Annotated in this window: 1 rRNA gene; it reads left to right on the top strand. The window is 52.3% G+C overall.

Features of this window, described 5'->3' with window-relative positions:
* Positions 1 to 95: 95 nt before the first annotated feature.
* Positions 96 to 555: ribosomal RNA gene (locus ACJ8PL_RS25490) — 16S ribosomal RNA — on the top strand; the annotation flags it as partial.

The raw sequence follows: 555 nt of genomic DNA on the forward strand, positions 1-555 counted from the left end.
AAAAAATATCAAGTCTTGAAGAGTGACTAACTGAAGTAAAATTCATGCAGTAAATCTTTGAGCATCGCTTCTCGAGTGGAAGCAAATCAAGCTTTTAATTGAAGAGTTTGATCATGGCTCAGATTGAACGCTGGCGGCAGGCTTAACACATGCAAGTCGAGCGGTAGCACAGGGGAGCTTGCTCCCTGGGTGACGAGCGGCGGACGGGTGAGTAATGTCTGGGAAACTGCCTGATGGAGGGGGATAACTACTGGAAACGGTAGCTAATACCGCATAACGTCGCAAGACCAAAGAGGGGGACCTTCGGGCCTCTTGCCATCAGATGTGCCCAGATGGGATTAGCTAGTAGGTGGGGTAATGGCTCACCTAGGCGACGATCCCTAGCTGGTCTGAGAGGATGACCAGCCACACTGGAACTGAGACACGGTCCAGACTCCTACGGGAGGCAGCAGTGGGGAATATTGCACAATGGGCGCAAGCCTGATGCAGCCATGCCGCGTGTGTGAAGAAGGCCTTCGGGTTGTAAAGCACTTTCAGCGAGGAGGAAGGTGGTGA

This window comes from Serratia sp. CY83965 (assembly GCF_052166375.1).
GTDB classification, from domain to species: Bacteria; Pseudomonadota; Gammaproteobacteria; order Enterobacterales; family Enterobacteriaceae; genus Serratia; species Serratia marcescens.